Consider the following 22,563-nt stretch of genomic DNA (forward strand, 5'->3'; position numbering starts at 1 on the left):
ACGATGACCACCTCGGTGCGCGAGCTCGACGTCACAGCGGTTCGGGCCGACTTCCCGATCCTGGCGCGAACCGTGCGCGACGGAAAACCTTTGGTGTACTTGGATTCCGGCGCTACCTCACAGCGTCCGGTCCAGGTTCTCGATGCCGAACGGGACTTCCTGACCACGTGTAACGCGGCAGTACACCGGGGTGCTCATCAGCTCGCAGAAGAGGCGACTGACGCGTACGAGAATGCTCGCGCCACCATCGCTTCCTTCGTGGGTGCGGATTCGGACGAGTTGGTGTTCACCAAGAACGCCACCGAGGCTCTCAATCTGGTGACCTACGTTCTCGGTGACAATCGCTTCGACCGCCATGTCGGTCCTGGCGACGAAATCGTCATCACCGAACTCGAACACCACGCCAACCTCGTTCCCTGGCAGGAACTTGCGCGCCGAACCGGTGCGACGCTCAAGTGGTACGGCGTCACCGACGACGGCCGGATCGATCTTGATTCGCTGGAGCTGACGGACGCGGTGAAGGTCGTTTCGTTCACCCACCAGTCCAACGTGACCGGCGCGATCGCGCCCGTCGAGGAATTGGTGCGACGAGCACGCGCAGTCGGTGCGCTCGTCGTGCTCGACGCGTGCCAGTCGGTGCCTCACATGGCGGTCGACTTCCACGAACTGGGAGTGGACTACGCGGCGTTCTCCGGTCACAAGATGCTCGGCCCTTCGGGGGTCGGAGTTCTCTACGGCCGTCGTGAACTGCTGGCAGCGATGCCTCCGTTCATCACCGGTGGCTCGATGATCGAGACGGTCACCATGGAGGTCAGCACTTACGCGCCACCGCCTCAGCGTTTCGAAGCCGGCGTACCGATGACCTCACAGGTGGTCGGGTTGGGCGCTGCCGTGGATTACCTGAACACCTTCGGGATGGACGCAGTCGCCGCGCACGAGCACGTGTTGGTGGAGGCTGCTCTCGAAAAGTTGTCGGCGATCGAAGGTCTGCGCATCATCGGACCGCAGACGTCCGAGAACCGCGGCGGAGCGATTTCCTTTGTCGTGGACGGTATTCACGCCCACGACCTCGGACAGATCCTCGACGACGAGGGCGTCGCGATTCGCGTCGGACACCATTGTGCGTGGCCGCTGCATCGTAAGTTCGGTGTCGCTGCGACGGCCCGTGCGTCGTTTGCGCTCTACAACACCACCGCGGAAATCGATGTTCTCGTTGCCGCGATCAAGCGTGCGCAGGAATTTTTCGGTGTCGCAGGGGAGTTGAACTGAATCATGCGCATGGAGCAGATGTATCAGGAAGTGATCCTCGATCACTACAAACATCCGCACGGCCGCGGACTCCGTGAGCCGTTCGGCGCCGAGGTGCACCACGTCAACCCGACGTGTGGCGACGAGGTGACGTTGCGCGTCCAGATATCCGAGGACGGAACGGTCTCCGACGTCTCGTACGACGGTCAGGGTTGTTCGATCAGCCAGGCGTCGACGTCGGTGCTCAACGACCTCGTCATCGGGATGCAGGTCACCGACGCACTGAAGACGGTGACGGCGTTCAACGAGATGGTGAGCAGTCGGGGCACCGTCGAGGGGGACGAGGACGTTCTCGGCGACGGCATCGCGTTCGTCGGTGTCTCGAAGTACCCGGCACGCGTGAAGTGCGCCTTGCTCGGATGGATGGCATTCAAGGATGCTGTAGTCCAGATTGTCGACGGCAGTGCTGTGACGACGGCGGACAGCAGCAGTGAATTGGTCGACACGACTGAAGGACAGGGATCATGACCGAGACACAACCAGTGCAGGACGCCGAGGTCGGCGCTCCGGTGAATCCGAATCCCGATTCCACTGCGGAATTCGGTGGCGCACAGGGCAGTGGCACTGTCCCGTCGCCTGAGCGACTCGACGAACTCGAAGAAGCGATGCGCGACGTCGTCGATCCCGAACTGGGAATCAACGTCGTCGATCTCGGCTTGGTCTACGGACTCTTCGAAGACGACGGTGTCGTCACGATCGACATGACTTTGACGTCGGCGGCGTGCCCGTTGACCGACGTGATCGAGGACCAGGCGCGCGGCGCACTTGTGCGTAGCGATCTGTGTACCGACATGAAGATCAACTGGGTGTGGTTGCCGCCGTGGGGACCGGACAAGATCACCGAAGACGGACGCGAGCAACTGCGCGCACTCGGCTTCACGGTCTGACAAGCAACCTCGGCACGATCAACTGAATACATTTCACCGGAGCGTCGGTGCCCGTTCGTCGGGTACCGGCGCTTCGGTTTGTTATATAGGGCCGTTTTAGCCATGATATTCAGGACAATAGTCCCAAATGGTTGTTTGATGAATATTTGCTGGAAGCTGACTGATCGGTAACATCGCAGCTGATTGTCACGATGTGATCTCCGGCGGGCGATTTGCCAGTTTCCACCCGAGCTTTCCAAAGTATTCGTCTCATTTTCGAAGTGCCCCGATCAGTTCGAAGCGTCCAGCGGACGCATAAACCTGTTTGCATCATGATCAAGTTGTAAGAGGGAGATTCGTGTGGATGGCAGTCCCGATCGAGGAATCGTTTCCGCAGCTCGTCCGGACGACGAACTCACCTTCCCTCTTTCTGCCGCGCAACTTTCCCTGCTTGTCGCACAACAGCTTCGACCCGAGATTCCCGTCAGCATCGCTCAGTACGTGGACGTGGACGGCCCACTCGACATCGAGCTGCTGACCGCTGCCAGCAAACAGACCGGTCGTGAGATCGGCTCCGGATATCTTCGCCTGGTCGAGGTGGACGGGGTTGCGCGTCAGTGGCTCGATCTCGACATGGACGACTCCCTCGACGTGGTCGATCTTCGCGCCGAATCGGATCCGGAATCTGCAGCGCAGGAATGGATGCGCAGAGAGCACACTGCTGCCATCGATCCGTTCACCGATCGCCTGGTCAGGCTGGCAGTCCTGGTGCTTCGCGACGACCATTACTACTGGTACAGCCGTATTCATCACGTAGCGCTCGACGGTTTCGGCGCGATGTCGATGATGAACCGCACAGCCGAGATCTACACCGCCGCGGTGCGCGATCTACCAGTTCCCCCAGCGGTAACTGCCCCCCTCCAATCGTTGGTGAAGGCAGAGGCCGACTATCTGGGCTCAACCCGGTGGGAACGCGATCGCGACTACTGGAACACCAAGATGGCCGACAAACCGGGCGGAACCTCGCTCGCGTCCTCGACTGCTCCGTCGCAGGCATGGTCGCGCCTACGGTCGGCCACGGTACCTACGGAACTGCGGAGCTCCCTCGAACGGCTGGCCGCCGCCCACGACGTGACGACGTCGTCAGTGGTGATCGGTGCTCTGGCGGCTTACCTCGCCCGGGCCACCGGGACCCGCGACGTGGTCCTCAGCCTGCCGGTCTCGGGGCGGACGACAAAAGCTGCTCGCAGGTCCGGCGGAATGATGTCGAACGTAGTCCCGATACGTGCGAGCGTCGATCCGCATTTCGCGGTCGGGGACCTGCTGCACGAGGTGAAGATCGAACTCACCGGCGCACTGCGTCATCAGAAGTACCGCCACGAGGACCTACGACGCGACCTCAACGCCGGTGATCACAGCATCGCCGACGGACGAGGCTTCCACGGGCCGTTGATCAACCTCATGCTGTTCCATTCCGGAATCACTTTCGGGGACGCGCACGGCGAACTGAACGTGATCTCGACCGGGCCGATCGAAGACCTCTCCGTCAACGTCTATCAGACTTCCGCAGCCGAAGAGATCCAGATCGACTTCGCCGCGAACCCAGACCTGTACACCAACGAGGACATCTCGCGCCACCACCGGCGTTTCCTCGAATTCCTCGAATTATTCTGCGCCGCAGAATCGGGAACTCGATTGATGGACATCGACCCCGACGCCGCGGGGAAATGGATCGCCGAAGTCCAACACGCCCGCAACGTCGAGTACTGGTCTGCGACCTTGTCGAACCCCGCCGAGGAACTGGGTTTGCCGGTCGTCGCCGGATCCGGTCGAACGTCCACGCCCCTCGAGATCGAGGCAGGCCTCTGCCGGAGCCTCGAGACGATGGCGACGACGATGAACACGAGTCTGTTCGTGCTGTTCCAGTCTGCGATGGCCGGACTGCTGCGCCGCGTCGGTTCGGCCGACGAGGTGTCGATCGGCGTCTCGGTCCGAGGGTACGGCGCCTCCAATCCGGACGATTTCGTCTCGATGTTCGCCAACCAGTTGGTGCTTCGCTCGACGGTGTCGAACACCATGACGCTCACCGACCTGGTCGGTGCGGTGGACACCGTCGCAATCGAAGCTCTCGAACACGCAGACATTCTTCTGTCTTCGGTGACCGCCGCACTCGGTGACGGCCGCTGGGTCGAGACGGGCCCGTTGTTCCGGGCGATGGTCTGCTTCGAGGAGCCGCTGGATGCTCACCCGAGATTTCCGGGGCTCATGGTCGGTGCGCCTATCGGATCGGATCTGGCCACCGTGCCGGAACTGTTTGTCTCCCTGGCGATTCCGACTGGTGAGCATGCCGATTTCGATCAGCCGATCTCCGGTGTTCTGGATTGGCTCGGCACGAAGGAGCAAGCCGAGGACCTCGCCGACCGTTATCTACGAATCTTGACCGCGATGGTCGGTGCTCCGCACTCGGCGCTCGGCTCAGTGGATCTACTGCGCCCGGACGCGCGCCAGGCGCTGGTGCCGCCCGTTCTGCCGATTACCCCGGTCCGAACGCTCTCCGAGATCCTTTCCGACCGCATTCGGGCGACCCCGGAAGCGATCGCCGTTGTCGCAGGTAGCGAGCGCGTGTCGTACCGCGAACTCGATCGACGATCGAATCAGTTGGCGCGCAAGCTCGTCGATCATGGCGTGCGATCCGAGTCGTTGGTCGGAATCATGCTGCCGAAATCCGTGGACATGATCGTTGCCGCTGTCGCGGTAGTGAAGGCCGGCGGCGGATACCTCCCACTCGATGGTGCGCACCCCGCCGAGCGTTTGGCGTATGTGGTCGAGGATGCGCAACCGGTGTGCGTCATCTCCGATTCCACTTTCCCGAACTCCACTTTCCCGAACTCCACTTTCCCGAACTCCGCCTTCCCGAACTCTGACGTGGTGGTCGTCGGGGTCGAGTCCGACGAGTACTCCGGTGAGAGTCTGGAAACCGATGAGCGCCCGCGCGGACACGGAGCCGACAATCTGGCGTACGTGATCTACACCTCGGGGTCGACGGGACGACCCAAAGGTGTCTCCGTCACCCACGCCACCGTGGTGCGATTGTTCGAGAACACGCACGTCGAATTCGGATTCGACGGCAACGACGTGTGGACGATGTTCCACTCGTTCGCCTTCGACTTCTCGGTGTGGGAACTGTGGGGCGCGCTGCTCCACGGCGGAACGCTGGTCCTGGTCGATCACGAGGTATCACGCGACCCTGACGCCTTCCGGGCGCTGGTCGCCGCAGAAGGCGTCACCGTGCTCAATCAGACGCCCTCGGCCTTCTACCAGTACATCGAAGCCGACCTTCGAGCCGATTCGGAGACCCGGCTCCGGTACGTGATCTTCGGTGGCGAAGCCTTGGATCTTCGTCGCCTCGGGCGCTGGTACGACAATCACCAGGGCTACGACAATCACACGGAATCCGGGCCCGCACTCGTCAACATGTACGGCATCACCGAGACGACGGTGCACGTCACCCATCTCGAACTCGACCGGGCGAGCGCGAGTGCGGTTACCGGCAGCCGGATCGGTGACGCGATCGACGGACTTCGTGTGTACCTGCTCGACGAGCATCTCTCCCCGGTCCCGGTGGGGATCGCGGGGGAGATCTATGTCGCGGGCGGTCAACTCGCCCGTGGCTATCTGGGCCGTCCAGACCTCACCGCGGGCCGGTTCGTTGCCGATCCTTTCAATGCCGGCGGACGACGGTTGTACCGGTCCGGCGACCGCGCACGATGGATTGCGCCCGGACACCTCGAGTACCTCGGACGCGGCGACGCGCAGGTCAAGATCCGCGGATTCCGGATCGAACTCGGCGAAATCGACTCCGTCATCCTCAGCGCGCCGGGAATCGACGATGCCGTGACGGTTGTGGCTCCGACGCCGGCGGGCGGCGCTCTCGTGACCTATGTGACCACTTCCGACGTCGTGGACGCCGAAGCCCTCCGAGCTCACGCCGCCGAAGCCCTCCCGACCTACATGGTTCCCGATGCCTTCATGGTCCTCGATTCGATTCCGTTGACCACCAACGGAAAACTGGACCGGCGTGCGCTGCCTTCGCCTATCCTGGCCTCCACCAAGGTCTTCCGACCCCCGACGACCCCGACCGAGGGCAAGGTTGCGGCGGTTCTGGCTGACATCCTGAGTAGTGGACCGCTCGGACTCGACGATAATTTCTTCCATCTGGGCGGAAACTCGCTGGTAGCGACGACGGCGGTAGCGCGCTTGACCGAAGCCACCGGGGTTAAAATGCCGCTGCGTGCACTCTTCGACCATCCCACGGTGTCTGGGATCGCGGCGACGATCGAGCGTGCGGCACAGACCCCGGACGCCGACGGTATTCAGGTCGTGGCCCGGCCGCCTGTACTGCCTCTCGCTCCCGCGCAGCAGCGACTGTGGTTCCTGAACCGCGTGGCACCGGAATCAGGTGCGTACAACATTCCACTGGCGGTGTCGTTGCGCGGCGCCGTCGATCCCGACGCACTCAGTGCCGCGATCGTGGACGTCGTGACACGTCACGAGTCACTACGCACCGTGTTTCCTCAGATCGGGGACAACGCGACGCAGAAGGTTCTGGGCCTGGGCGAGGGGATCGCAGGGCTCGAGTCGATCGACGTGGAACGCGGAAGCCTCGAGAGAGTGATCTTCGAATTCTCTTCGGCCGGTTTCGATCTGGTCCGCGAACGTCCGGTGCGCTACCTGCTGATCACTGTCGCCGCCGAGAAGGAAGGCGATGACGAGGAAGCTGTCCTCGTAGTGGTTCTGCACCACATGGTGGCCGACGGTTGGTCGCTCGCGCCGTTGGCTGCTGATCTCACCGGCGCCTACGCCGCCCGCGTCGGCGGCAACAGCCCGCAGTGGGCACCCCTTCCGGTGCAGTACGCCGACTACACGCTCTGGCACCGAGAACACCTCGGCGACGCGTCATCCACCGATTCACTTGCCCACTCACAGATCGCGTTCTGGAAGCAGCAGCTGGCGGGAGCGCCCGAGCAGCTCCACCTGCCGACGGACCGTCCGCGCGCACTCGACCCGACCATGCGCGGAGCCGGAGTCGACATCAGAATCGGCGCTTCCACGCATCAGAAGCTCGTTGTACTTGCCGCCGATCACGACGCCACGCCGTTCATCGCCCTGCACGCGTGCTTCGCCCTGCTTCTGGCCAGGTACAGCGGCACGGACGACATCGTCATCGGAACACCGGTGGCCGGACGAGGGGACAGATCTCTCGATCTGCTCGTCGGCATGTTCGTCAACACTCTGGCCTTGCGGACCGTCGTCGATCGGGACGCAACGTTCGCCGCACACCTGTCGCAGGTCAGGGCCGTCGACGTGGATGCCTTCGACAATGCGGACGTGCCTTTCGACGTCGTCGTGGACGCGCTCGAACTGGACCGCTCGCCTGCGCACCATCCGGTCTTTCAAGCTGCCATCACCTCGCGGATAACCACCGCTCACACAGCCGAACTGGCCGGGGTGTCGATGACGGCGCGGGCAGTCGAGACGGGGCTGACCAAGTTCGACCTCGAGCTCACCGTTACCGAACGTCACGAGTCCGGGGCCGCAGCAGGAATCGATGCCACGTTCACCTATTCCACCGACCTGTTCGACAACGCGACCGTCGAAGCCTTGGCGCGAAACTTCGTAACCCTCGTGGAATCGGCAGTGTCGGAACCGACTGCATCGGTTGGTGACCTTCGTGTACTCGGATCGCGGGAGAGTGCCGCGACGTTGCCGCGACGCGGTGTGGCTTCGGTGGGCGAATCGACGCTGGCGCAGATCCTCGGGGACACCGCGAGGACGTATCCCGACGCGATCGCCCTCGAAGACTCCGAGCACTCACTCTCGTACGGGGAGCTGGAGCGTCGATCGAATCGGATCGCTCGATACCTCATGGACCTGGGAGTCGGCCCCGAGACACCGGTCGCACTGGCCGTCGCCCGATCGGTCGACTCCGTGCTCGCAGTCTGGTCGGTCACCAAAGCCGGTGGCGTTTTCGTCCCGGTCGATCCCCGTTATCCCGCAGATCGAGTTGCGCACATGCTCGAGGATTCGGGTGTGCGGATCGGAATTCGGTCCGCCGAGGTTGCGGCTGGTCCGGCAGTCGGTGGGAACGTCGCAGTCTGGATCGACCTCGGCGACGCGGACACGGTTGCAGAATGTGCCGCCTACTCCGACGCTGCCATCGACGACGCTGACAGAACAGCGTCGATCACTGCGGCGTCGGCTGCGTACGTCATCTACACGTCCGGCTCGACCGGAGTGCCGAAGGGCACCGTCGTCACTCACGCGGGTTTGGCCAATCTTGCTCGCGAACAACAGGATCGGTACCGGATCACCGCCGGGTCGCGAACTCTGCATTTTGCGTCACCGAGCTTCGACGGCGCCGTACTCGAGCTACTGCTCGCCGGTTCGACCGGCGCGACGATGGTGATCGCCCCTCCCGACATCTACGGAGGGGAGGCGTTGAGCGAGTTCCTCCGAAGCCACGAGGTCACTCATGCCTTCATCACTCCGGCTGCGCTGGCGACCGTCGATCCGGCGGGCGTGACGGCACTGGAATGCGTAGTCGTCGGCGGCGACGTGTGCACGCCGGAATTGGTCTCGAGCTGGGGCAACGGGCGCAGACTGCACAACGGATACGGTCCGACCGAAACCACTGTCATGGTTGCCATCAGTGACCCACTCTCACCGGGGGAGCCGATCACCATCGGCGGTCCCATCCGCGGAATCGACGCCGTGGTGCTCGACTCTCGGCTGCAACCGGTCCCGATCGGCGGCGTCGGCGAGCTGTACATCGGTGGGCCGGGCCTTGCACGTGGTTACCACCTTCGTCCCGCGCTGACGTCGGATCGGTTTGTCGCGCATCCGTACTCGACGCCCGGTGCCCGGATGTACAGAACCGGTGACCTGGTCCGCTGGACCAAGGACCTGACCCTTCGCTACGTGGGCCGCAGCGATCATCAGCTCAAGATCCGCGGGTTCCGCATCGAACTCGGCGAGATCGACGCTGCTCTGATGGATTCCCCCCTCGTCCAGTTCGCCACGACGATTCCCGTCGAATCCGCCGCGGGTACCACTCTGGCGTCGTACGTGTTGCTGAGCGGCGACGCTGATATCGAGTCGCTGTTCGTGGGACTCGCCGACACGCTGCCGCGCTACATGATTCCGTCGTCGATCACCCCGATCGACGCCATTCCGTTGACTCCGGTCGGCAAACTCGATCGCAGAGCGTTGCCGACGCCGATACCGCGCGAAATCCTCGGAACGGGCCGTGAACCCGAGGCCGGACTCGAACGAACCGTTGCCGACGTTTTTGCTTCACTGCTCGACGTACCCGAGGTCCGAGCTGGAGACAGCTTCTTCGATCTCGGGGGCAACTCGCTCGTCGCGACGCAGGTGTCCGCGCGGTTGAGCGCAGCGACGGGACTCACCGTGGACGTGCGCTCGATCTTCGAAGCACCGACCGTCGAAGCGCTCGCTGCACGTCTGGCGGCGAGCGCCGAAGCATCAGACGATCGACCTGCCCTGAGCGCCGGTGCTCGGCCGGACCGCCTACCGCTCTCCGCCGCGCAACAGCGCCTGTGGTTCGTCAATCGCTTCGACCCCCAGTCCGCGGTCTACAACATTCCGTTCGCGATCCGCATCACCGGAGACATCCACGGCGATGCACTCGAGGAGGCGCTTACGGACGTCATTGCACGCCATGAGGTGCTTCGAACGATCTACGTCGACAGCGCCGACGGCCCGAGCCAGGTCATCCGAGCGCTCTCCGACGTGCAGTTCTCCGTCGAGCGCTACTGCGGATCCGAAGGTGTCGACGTGGCGACGACGGAGTTCGCGGCGCGTGGGTTCGATCTCGGTTCGGATCTGCCGATTCGGGCCATGCTGGTGCGCGAGGACGCCGGCGCTCACGTACTGGTCGTCGTCATCCATCACATCGCCTTCGACGGCTGGTCCCTGACTCCCTTTGCGGCAGATTTCGTCGCGGCGTACTCCGCACGCGTCGTCGGAGACGCCCCGGTTTTCACACCGCTCGACGTGCAGTACGCCGACTACGCGGTGTGGCAGCAAGACTCGCTCGGACAGGTCGGCGACCAGGAGTCTCTGGCTGCCCGCGAACTGACCTTCTGGACCACTGCCATGGCTGGTGCCCCGGACGAGGTACTGCTACCGGTCGATCGCCCACGCGGATCTGTCTCCACGACCGCCGTCGGATCGGTGCCGATCGTGATCGACGCGGCGACCGGGGAGCGTCTCGCCGCCTTGGCGAGGCGCAGTGGCTCGACGCAGTTCATGGTCGTACACGCGATCCTGGCGGTTGTTCTCGCGCGTCTCGGTGCAACCGACGACGTGGTGGTCGGCACCCCGGTGGCAGGCCGCGGGCGACCCGAGCTGGATTCCCTGATCGGGATGTTCGTCAATTCGGTACCGCTTCGGACGCCGGTCGATCACCGAGCGTCGTTCACCTCCCTGCTCGAGGTCGTCCGTGAACGCGACCTTGCCGCCTTCGCGCACCCCGAGCTGCCCTTCGAGGTGCTGGTCGACGCCCTCGATCTCGACCGGTCCACTACGCGACACCCCCTGTTTCAGGTCATGCTGTCGTACCACCAGAATGTGGTCTCGCCGCAGGTCACGGTCCACGACGCGCATCTCGAAGCGCAAGCACTCGAACCGTCCGTCGCGAAGTTCGACCTCGAGTTCACCCTGCTGGCAGGCGATTCCGAGAAGGCGGAGATCACCGGGTCGCTCAGGTTTGCCGAGGCGCTCTTCGACATTGCCACCGCGGAAACGATCGCCGCGCGTGTGCAGTCGGTGGCCCGCGCCGTCGCCGCAGATCCGGACGCCGCGATCGACGACCTAGATTTCCTCAGCACCCTCGAGCGGGCGTCGCTGATGCCGGTACGAGGTCCGGCGTGGACCAGTTCGCGCACCTTGGCCGAAATATTGACGCGGACCGCCACCCGTTCAGGCGATTCGGTGGCCCTTCGATCCGGTGACACCACCGTGCTCTACCGAGATCTCTTCGCCCGTGCATCGGCGCTTGCCCGCCGTCTGACCACGGAAGGGATCGGTGCCGAAGACATTGTGGCGATCGCGATTCCGCGCTCGATCGACTCGATCGTCGCCTTGTGGGGCGTTTCCTTGACCGGCGCCGCGTTTGTTCCGGTCGATCCGCGATACCCCGCCGATCGCATTCTGCACATGCTCACCGACTCCGGAGCCACTCGCGGAGTGACGACGGAAGCGGTGATCGAATCACTGCCCCGCCCGGTTCCGTGGATGACAATGGACGACATCCACGGCGACGGTGTCGGGCAGCCGGTTCCGGCCGCGCCGATCCGAATCGACAACCTCGCCTACATCATCTACACCTCCGGATCGACGGGAAAGCCCAAGGGCGTCAGCATCACTCATCGTGGCCTGAGCGCGTTGGCGGCCGAGCAGACGGCGCGTTACGGCATCTCGGCGCAGTCGCGGACGCTGCACTTCTCCTCACCGAGCTTCGACGCATCCATCCTCGAACTGCTGCTCGCAGTCGGTGAAGGCGCGACGATGGTGATCGCCTCTCCCGACGTCTACGGCGGCCAGGACCTCGCCGAATTGGTCACCGATCACCAGGTGACCCACGCGTTCATCACACCGGCAGCGCTGACCTCGGTCGATCCCACCGGGCTGGACGTCTTGCAGTCGATCGTTGTCGGTGGCGAGGCATGCCCACCCGAACTGGTCCGTAAGTGGGCACCGGGTCGCCGATTGTTCAACGGCTACGGGCCGACGGAAACCACCGTCATGGTCTGCATCAGTGATGCCTTGAGCGTGGGGGAGACCGTGACCATCGGCGGGCCCGTCCGCGGCGTGTCCGCGGTAATTCTCGACGGCTCGGCTCAGCCGGTACCCGTCGGGGTCACCGGTGAGCTCTACATCGCCGGCCTGGGACTTGCCCGCGGCTACCTCGACAAACCCGCCTTGACGGCGACGCGATTCGTGGCAGCGCCGTTCGGCCCGGCCGGCACCCGCATGTACCGGACCGGTGACTTGGTTCGGTGGACGCCGCTCGAGACGATCGAATACGTCGGACGCTCCGATCACCAGGTGAAAGTGCGCGGATTCCGCATCGAACTGGGCGAGATCGACTCCGTCCTCAGCACTTACCCCGGCGTCGAGTTCGCGGTCACCGTGGGCGTCGACGCAGCTTCCGGTGAGACGATGTTGGCGTCGTACGTAGTGCTCGGTGCCGATGCGGTCGAGATGGACGAGTTGCTGAACCATGCGCGCCGCTCACTGCCCGCCTTCATGGTGCCGTCGGCGATCACCCCGATCGATCACGTACCGCTGACCCCCGTCGGGAAACTTGACCGATCGGCGCTGCCGGCGCCGACACTGCGTTCGTCCGAGCGAAGTGTCGAGCCGCTGACGACCGCGACCGAACTCCAGGTTGCCGGCGTCGTGGCGGAACTGCTGGGTATCGAACAGATCGGTGCGTCGGACAGTTTCTTCGAACTCGGTGGCAACTCACTGCTCGCCACCAGACTTGTCCAGCGACTCGGCGAGTCGTTGGGCAGGCAGGTACCTGTCCGAATGCTGTTCGAGCACCCCGAAATTCGGGAACTTGCCACCGCGCTCGACACATCCGCCGGGGCGAAGGCGCTACCACCGATCACCGCCGTAGACCGCCCCGAGCGAATTCCGCTGTCCTACGCGCAAGCACGCATGTGGTTCCTCAACCAGATGGATCCCGGCTCACCCGCGTACAACGTCCCTGCTGCGATCTCCCTCGACGGTGCACTCGACGTCCCGGCCCTCGAAGCTGCTGTCCTCGACGTGATCGAAAGACACGAAATCCTGCGCACGGTGTTCCCCGACTCCGACTCCGGCCCGCACCAGGTGATCCAGGATGCATTCACCTCGCTCGAGTACGGAAATGCGGACACTCGTGAACCGGCAGAGCTCGCCAGAGAATTCGCGTCGCGTGGATTCGACATCACGACCCAAGCTCCCGTTCGCGCGCTCCTGCTCGAATCGACGCCGCAGCACCACACACTTGTCATCGTGATCCACCACATCGCGGCGGACGGATGGTCGATCGCGCCGTTGATGAAGGACGTGCTCACCGCCTACGTCGCGAGAAGTTCGGGACACGCTCCCGAGTTCACCCCGCTCGAAGTGCACTACGCGGACTTCGCCATCTGGCAACGGGAAGCGCTGGGCTCGGTGAACGAATCCGAGAGCGTGCTCGGGGCACAGGCGTCGTACTGGCGGGAGACGTTGCGGGGAGCACCTGAATTGATCGACCTTCCGAGCGATCGAGCGCGCCCGCGCACCCAGTCGTTAAGCGGTGCCCACACGGCGGTCTCGCTTCCGGCGCACACCCGGATCGCGGTCGAGGCGGTTGCCGGAGCCAATGCGGCGACGCCGTTCATGGTGCTGCACGCTGCCTATGCCGTCCTGCTGTCCAGGCTGAGTCGAAGCACCGACATCGTGATCGGATCTCCGGTCGCCGGGCGAGGACACCGCGTTCTCGACGACCTCGTGGGAATGTTCGTGGGCACGGTCGGACTGCGCACGACGGTCGACCCCGGGTCGACGTTCGTCGACGTTCTGCGTACTGTCCGCTCCGTCGATCTCGACGCCTTCGCCCACGCGGACATTCCGTTCGAGCAGGTCGTGGACGTGGTGGCGCCGACCCGGACCACCGACCGTCATCCGGTGTTCCAGACGATGATCTCGTTCCACGGCGCCCACCCGACGACGTGGGACCTGCCTGGACTTGCCGTTCGTGCCCACGAGATCACACCGGACATCGCCAAGTACGACCTGCAGTTCACCGTTGTCGAACAGACCGCGGAGGAAGGCGGCGGCTACGAGGCCTCCCTCACCTACGCGAAGGATCTCTTCGACACCGATACGGCGGAGTCGTTTGCAGTGATGCTGGAAACGATCGTCGAGACACTGACTGCCCAGCCCTCCGCCGTCGTCGGTGACGTGGATCTTGCGGGACGTCGCCTGCGTGCGTTGCCCGGACGTCCGGCCGGCGATGCTTTGACCCTGCCGGAGTTGCTGCTTCGCGGCGCTGCCGATCCGCACGCCCCGGCAATCGTCGACGTCGCCACATCCGTCACGCTCACGTACGGCGAACTCGACCGACGCTCCGACGCTATGGCGTTTGCGTTGATCGCTCGCGGAATAGCGCCGGAAATGATTGTGGCACTGGCGCTTCCGAGGTCGGCCGACTATGTGATCGCGCTCTGGGCCGTAGCGAAAGTCGGCGGAGTGTTTCTTCCCGTGGATCCGGCGTACCCCGCCGAGCGGATCGAGCACATGCTCACCGACAGTGGAGCGGTACTCGGTATCACCAGGGGCGAGTATGCGGCCGACCTTCCGGGCGTCACATCGTGGATCGAGTTGGATGCGATCGAATTCACCACCGAAATCGAGGCAGTCCATTCCGAGACACTGCCGGACGCGCCACTCGAGTTCGACAACCCGGCCTACTTGATCTACACCTCGGGCTCGACAGGAAAACCCAAGGGCGTGTTGGTCACTCACGCGGGACTGGCAGCGTTTGCCGACGAACAGCGGGAGCGTTTCGGCGTCACCGCGCACTCTCGCGCTCTGAGCTTCGCCTCGACGAGCTTCGACGCGTCGGTTCTCGAGCTCCTTCTGGCTTTCGGCGCCGGCGCAACGATGGTGATAGCGCCGCCGACAGTTCTCGGCGGTGTCGAATTGCACGAACTGCTCGACGAGCAGACGATCACCCATGCTTTCGTGACTCCAGCCGCCTTGGCGACTGCCGATCCCGCCGGGCTCGACCATCTCGAAGCCGTCGTCGTCGGCGGCGACGCCTGTTCCGCCGACCTCGTATCTCGGTGGGCACCGGGGCGCCGAATGTTCAACGCGTACGGCCCGACCGAGGCCACCGTCGCAGTCACCATCAGTGATTCGCTGGTCGCGGGGGAGCCCGTGACGATCGGCGGCCCGATCCGCGGCGTGGACGCGATGATTCTCGATTCCCGACTGCACTCGGTTCCCGGCCAGGTCGTCGGTGAGCTCTACGTCAGCGGCGACGGTCTCGCCCGCGGGTACCTCGGCAACCCCGCACTCACAGCCGCGCGCTTCGTCGCCGACCCGCATGGACCCGAAGGCGCTCGGATGTACCGCACCGGGGATCTTGTGCGCGAAGATCGCTCAGGGGCACTGATCTACCTCGGACGCGCAGACCACCAGGTCAAGATCCGAGGGTTCCGAATCGAACTCGGAGAAATCGACGCGGTGCTGGCAGCGGAAGCGTCCGTGCATTCGGCTGTCAGCGTCGTCGTCGGGGAGGGCGTCGACGCTCGGATCGTCGCGTACGTCGTCCCGGCACATGCGGACTTCGACGCCGCCGCGCTACGCCGTCACGCAGGTATATCGCTGCCTGCGCACATGATCCCGTCCGCTGTTGTCGTGATCGGCGCAGTCCCGACCACACCGGCGGGCAAGCTCGATCGCAGCGCTCTGCCTGCTCCCAACTGGGAGTCGCCGAGTGGACGCAGTCCGGAAGGCAGCGACGAGATCGCGATCTGCGCTGCTTTCGCAGAGGTACTCGATCTGGCCGACGTAGACACGTACGCCGATTCGAGTTTCTTCGAACTCGGCGGCAACTCACTCATGGCAACGCGTTTGGTCGCTGCCATCAAAGAACGCACCAGCATGACCGTCCCCGTCGCGTGGATATTCTCCGACCCGACTCCGGAGGCATTGGCGCGCAGACTCTTCGAACTCGAGGCAACAGTTGTGACAAGTGACGCGGATACCTCCGCACTTGCGGTAGTCCTGCCACTACGTCGGGAAGGCCGCGCCGAGCCACTGTTCTGCATCCATCCGGCCATCGGATTGGCCTGGTGCTACGGAGCGCTCGATCGCTACGTCGACTCCAGCCGGCCGCTCTACGGCCTGCAGTCGCCGGTCCTGACGGACTCCGAATTTCGGGCGGAGCTGATCGAGGACTTCGCGGCGCGGTACGTCGAGGAAATTCGCGGAGTTCAGCCGCACGGTCCGTATCACCTGCTGGGGTGGTCGATCGGCGGATTGATCGCTCACGCGGCGGCGGTGCAGTTGCAAGCCGCGGGTGAGAGCGTCGCCGACCTGATTCTGCTCGACAGCTTCGTTCTCGAAGACCCGACGATGGCGGGCGCGCAGCCTTCTCTCGCCGAACTGATCGGCGGGTTGGGGATCTCGGTCCCGGACACCGGCGAGCGTGATCTGACACCCGAGGACGCCGAAGCGCTCTTGCGCGAAGCCATCGGCGATCACCCCTTGGTCTCGAGCGATCGGATCGAGCGACTGTTCGAGGAATACTCCGCCGGCGCCGAACTGGCTCACCGATACCGCCCGGGCAAGTTCGTGGGCGATCTGCTGTTCTTCTCGGCACACGCCGACACCTTCGACCCGCTGCGAACCGCGTCGGCGTGGCGACCGTTCGTCTCCGGGGTGATCATCGACCGTCCGGTGCCCACGTCACACGCCGAAATGTTCACCGAGGCAGGTCTGGAGGCGATCGGACCCGTGATCAACCTTGCGGTCGGAACGGGTCGTCACGCGGCTCCGGACGTCGACGCAGAGTTGGACGCTCTGATCGAGATCCAAGACGTGCGCGGCTGACTCAGGCTCGTTTCTTCCTCGGTGTGGTCGACTTCGACGAGCCGGCCTTGGAGGCGTTCGACTTCGCTTCGTCCACACTGCGCTGCAGTGCGGCAACCAGGTCCACCACCTCTGCGTCGGTGCCCTCTTGGTCGACCTCGGCGGCCGGGATGACCTTCTTGCCGCCGTTCTCGATCATCTCGTCGAGCAACTGCCTCAGTTGGAGCTGATAGTCGTCGGTGAACTCGGTCGGATCGAAATCGCCCGCCATGCTCTCGACGAGCGTCTGCGCCATCTTCAGTTCCTTCGCCTTCGGCTTCTCCACGTCGTCGAGGGAAGGGAACTCTGCTGCACGAACTTCGTCGGGCCACAGCAAGGTCTGGATCACCAGAACACCATCGCGAGCGCGCATCGCGGCCAGGCGCGTCTTCTGTCGCAGCGTGAAATGCACCAGTGCCGTTCGATCACTCTCGGTGAGCACAGTCGAAAGCAGGACGTACGCCTTCGGCGACGCCGAATCGGGCTCGAGGAAGTAACTCTTCTCGAACAAGATCGGATCGATCTGATCGTTCGGCACGAATTCCAGCACCGGAATCTCGTGCTTCTCCGCAGCCGGGAGTTTGTTGAAGTCCTCGTCGCTCAAGATGACGCGCGATCCGTCTTCCGAGTCGTACGCCTTGTCGATGTCCGCGAACTGAACCGTGTTTCCGCACTCGGAACACACACGGTTGTACTTGATGCGGCCACCGTCTTTTGCATGGACCTGGTGAAATCGGATGTCGTGGTCCTCGGTCGCCGAGTACACCTTGACCGGGACGTTGACCAGACCGAAGGCTATCGAGCCTTTCCAAATCGAGCGCATGCCTCCCATGATGGTCGCCGCCGGCCGTTTGCGCGAGGCAAACGATCACGGTTGATCCCGAACCGTTGCGTGTGGATGGGTCGGTTCGGGGCGTATCGAGCGGGTATCCGCTTCGAGAACCCGACTCGCACACCTGGGGAGACGCTCCGATGAGAATCCGAACCTACCGTCGACGCGTCACCGCGGCGCTGGCGATTTCACTGGTTCCACTGCTGTTTGCGCCTTGGCCCGCGAACGCAGATCCGGCACGCACCGTAACCATCAGCGTCCACTCCGATGCGATGGGCCGCGACATTCCACTCGAGGTGGTCCTCCCCGCCGACACGAGCGCCCCACGGCCTACGTTGTATCTGCTCAACGGCGCCGGTGGTGGCGAGGACAGTGCAACGTGGGAAGGACGGACCGATGTCCTGGACTTCTTCGCCGACAAGAACGTCAACGTCGTGACGCCGCTGGAAGGAGCGTTCAGCTACTACACCGACTGGCAAAAAGACGATCCCGTACTCGGGCGCAACAAGTGGCAGACGTTCCTCACTCGCGAACTGCCGCCCGTCATCGATGCGCAGTTCGGTACCAACGGGGTCAACTCCATCGCGGCGATTTCGATGACGGCGACGTCGGTACTCAATCTCGCGATCTCGGCACCAGGGCTTTATCGGAGTGTCGGGGCCTACAGCGGGTGCGCGGAGACTTCCACCCAGCCGGGTCAGGACTATGTGCGGTTGGTGGTCGGCGCGCGGGGTGGCGCTGATCCGACAAACATGTGGGGACCGTTCGACGGTCCGGGATGGCGCGAGAACGATCCGGTTGTGAACGCGGAGAAGTTGCGGGGGACCGTACTGTACGTTTCCACCGGATCCGGGCTGCCAGGTCCGCACGACAACCTTCAGGCACCCGATGTGAACGGAAATCCCGGAGCCCTCCTTAATCAGATCGTCGTCGGCGGCATCATCGAATCCGCGGTCAACGGGTGCACGCACGGCTTGGCGGACCGACTGAACGCACTGGGCATCCCCGCGACCTTCGACTTCAAGCCGACCGGAACCCACTCGTGGGGCTACTGGCAGGACGACCTACACAATTCCTGGCCGATGATCGCCGGCTCGATAGGAGCGCAGTAGTCGGTCCGGAGTGCTCACCTCAGAAACGGCGCGCGCATCAACGTCTTTCGGACGTGCCACGGTGACGATCGGAACAGGGTTGCCATCACCTTCGCCGTCGCGGACGCGTCCCGCCGATCGGACAGGTAGGACCGCTGAGCCTCGACCGGTAGATCGAAGAACGTGTCGAAGAATGTCGCGACCTCTCTCGAGCCGAGGGTGAGAAGTGCGTTCAGGCCAACGCGGCGAAGGGCAGACACCGCCTTGGCCGACCGCGGCCAGAGCGCCGCGTTGGGATCTCCACCGTCGGCGATTGCTTTGGCGACAGCGTCTGCCTCGGCGAGTGACGAGGCAACGCTGTATCCGGTTCCCGGATGCATCAGACCGCCTCGCCCGCCGAACCGGAGGACACCGTCGGGGAACGACTTCTTCGGGCCTTCGACTGCAAAACGGACTCGCTCGACCGGTGCGTCGTCGGGGACTTCGCAGCCCCGATTGTGAAGTCGGGTGCGCAGACGCGCTTCGAGTTCGCGGAGCCCCAACGCCGGCCGGCCGACGAGGCAGGTCTCCTCGAGGAGGACTCGCTCGTCGTCGAGTGGGACCGCATAGAGAAACGACGGAGTGTCGGCGTCGGAGGCGCCGTTGTCTGTTCTCCAGTCCATGAACCAGGCTTCGCCACCACCCAGAATCGGATCGGCCAGAGCGTGGTCGACGATCACTCCGAAGGCGGTCTGCTGGGCGGTTGTCACCGTCAGTTCGGTACCCCGGGCGTCGATGACGACGGAACCTGTCAGCTGCGATCCGTCCACGCACAGGACGGCGGTAGGTGACAGTGTTTGAGCGCGCAAGGCTCTGAACTGTACGGATGTGCCTGAGAGAAATAATTGCAGTAATGATGTATTCAATACGCAATATGTGCGATCAAGCGTTTTCTGTCTGCGGGTCCACACGCTCGGGCGTTCGATCCGGCTTGCGATCACATCGACCGGCAGCCACGACGGCAGCTCGTCAGCCCACGCCGAATAGGTCGGCGTCCACACCCGATGGGGATGCGGATCGACAACGACGACGGTGAGTTGCCGGGCGATACAGCGGGTGGCGAGTGCCCGCCCGGCCGGGCCGCCACCGACGATCACCACGTCGGCGGTGGAGTTGTCTGTGCTCACGACCGGCGCACTACATCGATCCCGTTGCGAGCAGACCGCCGTCGACCCGGACCGTTTCGCCCGTGATCCACGCCGCCGCGTCGGAGACGAGGAAGCCGACCAAGCCGGCAACGTCCTCGGGGGTGCCGAGCCGCTTCATCGGGTAGCCCGCCGACGCCTTGTCCTCGCCGGCAGCGACCAGGGCTGCCGCGAACTGCGTCTTGACGATCCCGGGAGCTACGGCGTTGACACGAATCCTCGGTCCCAGTTGCCAGGCCAGTTCTTCCGTCAGGCGGATGAGCGCAGCCTTCGACGCGCCGTACGCCGCGATGACGCCCGTCGACCGGATCCCGGCCACACTTGCCAGGTTCACGACGGCTCCACCGTGTTCGCCCATCCATGCCCGATGTGCTTGCTGGACGTAACCGAGGGCGGCAACCACATTCACGTCGAAGATCTTGCGCACGGCGTCGAGGTCCGCTTCCATGAGCGAACCGAAGACGGGGTTGATTCCGGTGTTGTTGACCAGAATGTCGAGTGAACCGAATTCGGACACGGCGCGGTCGACGGCACCGGAGCGGGCTTCGGCATCGGCTGCGTTGCCCGCGAATGCGACGACCTTTCCGCCGTGCCCCAGAGCGGACAGCTCGGATGCGGCGGCCTCGAGAGGCTCCGGCTTGCGGGCTGTGATCAAGACGTCGGCACCGCGAGCGAGGAGTTCGGCGGCGACAGCTTTGCCGATTCCGCGACTTGCGCCGGTGACGATGGCGGCACGGCCTTCGAGGTCGCGAGGACGAGTGCTGTTTTCGCTAGTCATGTCCCGAACGTTAGCGGACTCACACGCTGCTGGTCGGAACGACCGTCAGGTCACGGTAAAATCGATAGTTCTTGTGTCTGTAGTCAGGCATTGTTTACCCGTATTCGTCGTTTTTCCTGAGGAGTTTGCTTGATTACCGCCACTGACCTCGAAGTTCGTGCCGGTGTCCGCACCCTTCTCACGGCTCCCGGGCCTTCGTTGCGCATCCAGCCGGGCGACCGGATCGGACTCGTCGGACGTAACGGAGCCGGAAAGACGACCACACTGCGCATCCTCGCCGGCGAAGGTGAGGCATATGCGGGAAGCGTCGTACGTACCGGTGAACTCGGATACCTCCCGCAGGACCCCAAAGAGGGCGACCTGAGCGTCCTCGCCAAGGACCGGGTTCTCTCCGCACGTGGCCTCGACACGATGCTCCGCGAGATGGAGAAGCAGCAGATTCTGATGGGCGAGGTGCTCGATCAGGAATCGCAGGACCGCGCGGTCAAGAAGTACGGTCAGCTCGAGGATCGGTTCTCGGCCCTCGGCGGATACGAAGCCGAGAGTGAAGCCGCACGCATCACCAGCAGCCTCGGTCTCGAAGACCGCATTCTCGGGCAGCCGCTCAGCACGCTGTCCGGCGGTCAGCGTCGTCGCGTCGAATTGGCGCGCATCCTCTTCGCCGCCTCCGACGGCAGCGGTGCCCGCTCGGACACGACTCTGCTGCTCGACGAGCCCACCAACCACCTCGACGCCGACTCCATCACCTGGCTGCGTGGCTTCCTCCAGAACCACGAGGGTGGACTGGTGGTCATCAGCCACGACGTCGACCTGCTCAACGACGTCGTCAACCGCGTGTGGTTCCTCGATGCCGTCCGCGGTGAGGCCGACGTCTACAACATGAACTGGAAGAAGTACCTCGACGCTCGTGCCACGGACGAGCAGCGTCGTCGCCGCGAGCGCGCCAATGCCGAGAAGAAGGCCGGTGCGCTGCGGATTCAGGCCGCCAAGATGGGCGCAAAGGCAACCAAGGCCGTCGCGGCTCAGAACATGGCCAAGCGAGCCGACAAATTGATGGCGAACCTCGATGCCGAACGTGTCTCGGACAAGGTTGCGCGGATTCGTTTCCCCGAACCCGCCGCTTGTGGCAAGACTCCTCTGATGGGCAAGAACCTCACCAAGGTGTACGGCTCGCTCGAGATCTTCACCGGTGTCGATCTCGCGATCGATCGTGGGTCTCGTGTGGTGATCCTCGGACTCAACGGTGCAGGTAAGACCACACTGCTCCGCATCCTCGCGGGCGCGGAGAAAGCGGACGCTGGTGAGCTGATCGCCGGTCACGGACTCAAGGTCGGCTACTTCGCTCAGGAGCACGACACCCTCGACGACGACGCGTCCGTGTGGGAGAACATCCGACACGCCGCGCCGGACACAGGGGAGCAGGAACTGCGTTCGCTGCTCGGTGCCTTCATGTTCACCGGCCCGCAGCTCGAACAGCCGGCCGGAACGCTCTCGGGTGGTGAAAAGACGCGTCTGGCTCTGGCCGGTCTGGTGTCGTCCGCTGCCAACGTTCTGCTTCTCGACGAGCCCACCAACAACCTGGACCCGATCTCACGCGAGCAGGTGCTCGACGCGCTCCGCAGCTACACCGGTGCCGTCGTCCTGGTCACCCACGATCCGGGTGCTGCCGAGGCACTCAACCCCGAGCGGGTCATCCTCCTGCCCGACGGCAACGAGGACCACTGGTCGCAGGAGTACCTCGAGCTGATCCAGCTCGCCTAACCCCCTGTGCGCCTTTTTGGTAGTGGGAACTACCAAAAAGGCGCACAGG

At 64.0% G+C, this 22,563-nt stretch carries 9 protein-coding genes; 6 read left to right on the forward strand and 3 right to left on the reverse strand.

What is annotated here, in order from left to right:
• Positions 1-3: 3 nt before the first annotated feature.
• The 4 genes from V3587_RS09190 to V3587_RS09205 all read left to right on the forward strand — a co-directional run bounded on the left by V3587_RS09190 (position 4) and on the right by V3587_RS09205 (position 16,850).
• A complete protein-coding gene (locus V3587_RS09190; RefSeq protein WP_283376409.1) occupies positions 4-1,269 on the forward strand; it encodes a cysteine desulfurase in 1,266 nt (421 codons plus the stop codon).
• Positions 1,270-1,272: 3 nt separating this feature from the next.
• A complete protein-coding gene (gene sufU / locus V3587_RS09195) occupies positions 1,273-1,776 on the forward strand; it encodes a Fe-S cluster assembly sulfur transfer protein SufU (RefSeq protein ID WP_003944894.1) in 504 nt (167 codons plus the stop codon).
• Positions 1,773-2,195: a metal-sulfur cluster assembly factor gene (locus tag V3587_RS09200; RefSeq protein WP_003944963.1), complete on the forward strand. Its 423-nt coding sequence runs from the start codon at positions 1,773-1,775 to the stop codon at positions 2,193-2,195. Before sufU ends, V3587_RS09200 begins: the two co-directional genes overlap by 4 nt.
• Positions 2,196-2,534: 339 nt before the next feature.
• On the forward strand, positions 2,535-16,850 hold the full coding sequence (locus tag V3587_RS09205; RefSeq protein ID WP_283376410.1) for a non-ribosomal peptide synthetase: 14,316 nt from the start codon (positions 2,535-2,537) through the stop codon (positions 16,848-16,850).
• Between the two features lies 1 nt (position 16,851).
• On the opposite strand, the gene ku is transcribed toward V3587_RS09205, so the two are convergent.
• Entirely contained in the window at positions 16,852-17,691 is an 840-nt protein-coding gene (gene ku, locus V3587_RS09210; RefSeq protein ID WP_172932851.1) for a non-homologous end joining protein Ku, read from the reverse strand.
• Between the two features lie 149 nt (positions 17,692-17,840).
• Between ku and V3587_RS09215 the strand changes: the two genes are divergently transcribed.
• A complete protein-coding gene (locus V3587_RS09215; RefSeq protein ID WP_283376411.1) occupies positions 17,841-18,812 on the forward strand; it encodes an alpha/beta hydrolase in 972 nt (323 codons plus the stop codon).
• 14 nt (positions 18,813-18,826) lie between these two features.
• Here V3587_RS09215 and V3587_RS09220 read toward each other — a convergent pair whose 3' ends face one another.
• Positions 18,827-19,957 carry a lycopene cyclase family protein gene (locus V3587_RS09220; RefSeq protein WP_283376412.1) on the reverse strand — a complete coding sequence of 377 codons (1,131 nt, stop codon included), beginning with the start codon at positions 19,955-19,957 and terminating at the stop codon, positions 18,827-18,829.
• 10 nt (positions 19,958-19,967) lie between these two features.
• Positions 19,968-20,753, reverse strand: a complete 786-nt coding sequence (locus V3587_RS09225; RefSeq protein ID WP_007727887.1) for an SDR family oxidoreductase — start codon at positions 20,751-20,753, stop codon at positions 19,968-19,970.
• 129 nt (positions 20,754-20,882) lie between these two features.
• Between V3587_RS09225 and V3587_RS09230 the strand changes: the two genes are divergently transcribed.
• Positions 20,883-22,514, forward strand: a complete 1,632-nt coding sequence (locus V3587_RS09230) for an ABC-F family ATP-binding cassette domain-containing protein (protein ID WP_003944932.1) — start codon at positions 20,883-20,885, stop codon at positions 22,512-22,514.
• The last annotated feature ends 49 nt before the right edge of the window (positions 22,515-22,563 follow it).

The organism is Rhodococcus sp. IEGM 1306, assembly GCF_036541985.1.
GTDB lineage: Bacteria > Actinomycetota > Actinomycetes > Mycobacteriales > Mycobacteriaceae > Rhodococcus_F > Rhodococcus_F qingshengii.

Bases quoted from the DNA above. Each gene is read 5' to 3' on its own strand.
- ku (WP_172932851.1), bottom strand. From the start codon at position 17,691: ATGCGCTCGATTTGGAAAGGCTCGATAGCCTTCGGTCTGGTCAACGTC.
- sufU (WP_003944894.1), top strand. From the start codon at position 1,273: ATGCGCATGGAGCAGATGTATCAGGAAGTGATCCTCGATCACTACAAA.
- V3587_RS09200 (WP_003944963.1), top strand. From the start codon at position 1,773: ATGACCGAGACACAACCAGTGCAGGACGCCGAGGTCGGCGCTCCGGTG.
- V3587_RS09225 (WP_007727887.1), bottom strand. From the start codon at position 20,753: ATGACTAGCGAAAACAGCACTCGTCCTCGCGACCTCGAAGGCCGTGCC.
- V3587_RS09190 (WP_283376409.1), top strand. From the start codon at position 4: ATGACCACCTCGGTGCGCGAGCTCGACGTCACAGCGGTTCGGGCCGAC.
- V3587_RS09215 (WP_283376411.1), top strand. From the start codon at position 17,841: ATGAGAATCCGAACCTACCGTCGACGCGTCACCGCGGCGCTGGCGATT.